Raw genomic sequence first — 4391 nt, 5'->3', positions numbered from 1 at the left:
CCCCGTCCCTGCCCCGAGCCGAGAGCTGCCCTGACCGCCCCTGCCCGGCGGCGAGGGCTGGCCATGAGCCATGCCGCGCGCCTTAAGCCTGTCTGTGCACGCCACGAGCCTGTGGGCACCATGAACCTTTGGGCGTCATGAGCCGGTGCCTATCGCGTGATCTCTGGCGCTCTCCCGTGATCACCCGTGATCTCGCGTGATCACGGGTGGAGCCGGCCGGCCGGAAACTCCGCGTGATCTCGGGGGACCGGCCCGCACTGCCGGTGATCTTCCGGCAGGATGCGGGTATGCCTTTCTGGCCCTCCCCCATTTCGACCAGAGACGTGGCCGGTTCCGGCGTGCGTCCCGGCTGGCCCACCGCCCAGAGCGGCTGGGTGTGGTGGGCCGAGGATCGTCCCGACGAGGGCGGGCGCACCACGATCGTGCGCCAGGCCGCCGACGGCACCCGCCGTGAGCTGCTGCCGGCCCCGTGGAACGCACGCACCCGGGTGCACGAGTACGGCGGCAGGCCCTACGCCGTGACGCCGGAAGGCGAGGTGGTCTTCGCCAACCTGAAAGACCAGCGCCTGTACGTACTGGGCGAAAACGGCGAACCGAAACCCCTCACCCCAGAGGGCTGCCGCTACGCGGACCTCCTCGTCCGCGACGGCCAGGTGTGGTGCGTACGCGAGCGCCATGCCGAGGACGGCAAGGTCACCCGGGCGATCGTCTCGATCCCGCTCGAAGGCGGCGAGACCCGCGAATGGGCCACCGGCTGCGACTTCTACGCCTCCCCCACGATCTCCCCCGACGGGCGGCATCTGGCCTATGTCTGCTGGAACCACCCGCGCATGCCCTGGGACGGTACCGAGCTCCGCGTGACCCCCTTGTCGGATGGCGGCGGCTCGTGGACCGTGGGCGGCGGCTCCACGGAGTCCGTGCTGGCTCCCTCGTGGAAGGACGACGCGCACCTCTACCTGGTCTCCGACCGTTCGGGCTGGTGGAACCTCTATGAGATCGGCCTGCGCGGCGAGGGTGCGCGGGCGCTGCATCCGGTGGAGGAGGAGTTCGCGTCGCCGCCGTGGCGGCTGGGCGGGCACCCGTACGCGGTGCTCGGGGACGGGCGCCTCGCCGTCCTGCACGGACGCGGCGACCTGCGCCTGGGCGTCCTCGACCCCGCGTCGGGCACGCTCACCGACCTCGACCTCCCCTACGTCGGGTGGGACGGGGCGCTGACCGTCGAGGGCATGTCCGTGTCCGGCATCGCGTACGCCGCCGCCATCCCCCGATCGGTCGTCACCGTGGACGCCGCGACCGGCGGGCACCAGTCGCTCAGACGCGACATCGAACACCTTCCCGACCCCGCCTACCTACCCCTTCCACAGGAAGTGCGCATACCGGGGCACATTCCGGGGCGCGAGGAGGTCCACGCCTTCCTCTACCCGCCCTACGGCCCGGCCACCGAGGGCACGCCCCCCTACGTGATCTTCGTTCACGGCGGGCCCACGGCGCACGCCGGCACCGCGCTCGACCTGGAGAAGGCGTTCCTCACCTCGCGCGGCATCGGCGTGCTCGACGTCAACTACGGCGGCTCGACGGGATACGGCAGGGCCTACCGTGAGCGGCTGAAGGGGCAGTGGGGCCTGGTGGACGTGGCCGACACGATCGCCGCCGCCGAGTGGCTGGCCGCCGAGGGCCTGGCCGATCCCGCCAGGATCGCGGTGCGCGGGGGCAGCGCCGGAGGCTGGACCGTGATGGCGGCCTGCTGCCGGTCCGAGGTGTTCGCGGGCGGGGTGTCCTATTACGGCGTCAGCGCGCTCGCACCGCTCGTCGCGCACACGCACGACTTCGAGTCGCGTTACGTGGAGTGGCTGGTGGGGCCGGAGGATCCGCAGGTGTACGCCACCAGGGAGCCGCTCGCGCTGGTGGACGGGGTGACCTGCCCGATGCTGCTCCTGCAGGGACTCGACGATCCCGTGGTGCCGCCCGAGCAGTCCACGGCCTTCGCGGACGCGTTGTCGGAGCGGGGGGTGCCGTGCACGTACCTGTCGTTCGAGGGCGAGTCGCACGGCTTCCGCCGCACGGAGACGCGAGCGGCGGCACTGGCCGCCGAGCTCGCCTTCTACCAGCAGCTCTTCAGCTAGCCCCAGCCGGGAAACAGCCCTTCAACCAGCCCTGACCCGCTACCAGCAACCCCTCGACCAGCCCCAACCCGGCACCCGCCAACCCGGCCCCGGCCAACCAGCAACCCTTTCGACTGGCCTCCACCTCTTCCCACTGACCTCGCATCTCCGGCTGGCCCCGCACCTCTTTCCGGCTTCGCCTCGACGCGGCCGGCCGCGCTTTCGGCCGTCCTGGGCGGCCTCGGCGCTGTAGCCGCTCGTTCAGCTGGACAGCACGACCACAGGCGCCTTCTGCTGGACAGGACGGGCGTGGCTACCGGGCGAACTCGGTCGCCCGCGACTCTCTCACCACGGTGATGCGGATCTGGCCCGGGTAGGTCAGCTCCTCCTCCACCTGCTTGGCCACATCGCGAGCGATCACCTGCGCCTGGATGTCGTCGATCGCGTCCGGCTTGACCATGACGCGGATCTCCCGTCCCGCCTGCATGGCGAAGACCTTCTCCACGCCCTCGTACGACTGCGCGATCTCCTCCAGGCGCTCCAGGCGCTTGACGTACGCCTCCAGCGACTCGCGTCGGGCACCGGGACGGCTGCCGCTGATCGCGTCGGCGGCCTGCGTGAGAACCGCTTCGACGGTGCGGACCTCGACCTCGTTGTGGTGCGCCTCGATGGCGTGGACCACGTCCTCCTGCTCACCGTACCGGCGGGCGATCTCCGCCCCGATCAGCGCGTGGCTGCCCTCGACCTCGTGCGTGAGCGCCTTGCCGATGTCGTGCAAGAGGGCGCAGCGCTTGAGCAACGGCTGGTCCATCTTCAGCTCGGCGGCCATGATCCCGGCGATGTGGGCCGACTCGATGAGGTGCTTGAGCACGTTCTGGCCGTAGGAGGTGCGGTAACGCAGCTGGCCCAGCAGGAGCGTCAGCTCGGGGTGCATGTCGGTGATCCCCAGCTCGACGAGGGCGTCCTCGCCGGCCCGCGCGCAGAGGTCCTGTACCTCTTGGCGGCTGCGGTCGTGCGCCTCCTCGATGCGCTGCGGGTGGATGCGGCCGTCGAGCACGAGCTTCTCCAGCGTCAGCCTGGCCGTCTCCCGTCGTACCGGATCGAAACAGGACAGGAGCACCGCTTCCGGGGTGTCGTCGATGATCAGGTTCACGCCGGTGGTGGACTCGAAGGCCCGGATGTTACGGCCTTCGCGGCCGATGATCCGGCCCTTCATCTCATCGCCCGGCAGGTGCAGCACGCTGACGACCGACTCGGCCGTCTGCTCCGCCGCGATCCGCTGGACGGCCAGCGTAACGATCTTGGTGGCTCGCTTCTCGCCCTCCTTGCGGGCGTCGCCCTCGATCTCCCTGACGATCAGCGCGGCCTCGCGCTTGGCCTGGTTCTCGATCTCCTTGACCAGCTCGTTCTTGGCCTGGTCGCCGGTCAGCCCCGCGACCCGTTCCAGGATGATCGTGCGCTCCTGCTCGACCTGCAGCAGCTCCTCGCGGCGGTCGGCCAGCTCGACCTCGGTCTCGCCCAGCTTCCTGTCCCGTTCGGACTGCCGCCTGGCCTCCTCGTCCAGCCGCTGCTCCCGCTCGGCCAGCCGGGCCTCTCTCCGCTCGAGGTCGGTGCGCAGCTCTTTGAGCTCGGACTTGAGTATCCGGCTCTCCTCTTCGACCTCGCGCCGCATCTGCGTGGCGCTCTCGACGGCACTCTCCGACCTGCGCAGGATCTCTTCGGCGTCGCTCTCCGCCTTCGCACGGATCTCCCGCGCCTCCTGCCGCGCCTGCTCCAGCTCTTCGTGCACGGCCTGCACCTGCTCGGGGCTCGCCTTGGCCGTACGGGGCAGGCTGCCTGAGGTGCGGCGTATGACGACGAGCAGCGCGGCGATCATCCCGAACGCGAGCACGAGCACCGCCACCATCAGCACCACGACAAGCGGCCCCATGTGCGCCCCGCCCTCCTCGCGTCGTCAAAACCCCATAACGCGGACCAAAAACAGGAGGGGTCACAAGCGCGCCGCAGAAGGCCCAGTTGGCGTCGTCACCAGGATCGATATCAAGCCAAGACTGACCGGGCGTCGACTCCGATAGCCGACACCTCGCCCGCCTTGATCAACCGAGCTCGTTCGTCCGTCGTTCACTGGTATGGCAATCCGCACTGCGCGGAGTAACTCCTCACTGCCGTCGAGGTTATGCGTGGAACAAGTCACGAGCAAGCAAACGCGTCATCAAGCGTGTCTTACAGGCTCGCATCTCCACATCCAGCCCCATATGCACCCTTACCGCCCGAATTGCCCCACTCCTC

At 69.7% G+C, this 4391-nt stretch carries 2 protein-coding genes; one reads left to right on the top strand and one right to left on the bottom strand.

Annotated features, from left to right (window positions below; translation table 11 throughout):
- The first annotated feature begins 287 nt into the window (after positions 1 to 287).
- Positions 288 to 2123, top strand: a complete 1836-nt coding sequence (locus ETD85_RS60465) for a S9 family peptidase (RefSeq protein WP_138698795.1) — start codon at positions 288 to 290, stop codon at positions 2121 to 2123.
- Between the two features lie 292 nt (positions 2124 to 2415).
- On the opposite strand, the gene rny is transcribed toward ETD85_RS60465, so the two are convergent.
- Positions 2416 to 4032 carry a ribonuclease Y gene (gene rny / locus ETD85_RS60460; protein ID WP_138698794.1) on the bottom strand — a complete coding sequence of 539 codons (1617 nt, stop codon included), beginning with the start codon at positions 4030 to 4032 and terminating at the stop codon, positions 2416 to 2418.
- Between the last annotated feature and the right edge of the window lie 359 nt (positions 4033 to 4391).

It is taken from the genome of Nonomuraea zeae (assembly GCF_005889725.1).
Taxonomy (GTDB): domain Bacteria; phylum Actinomycetota; class Actinomycetes; order Streptosporangiales; family Streptosporangiaceae; genus Nonomuraea; species Nonomuraea zeae.
This window is presented reverse-complemented; position numbering and strand designations above follow the sequence as displayed.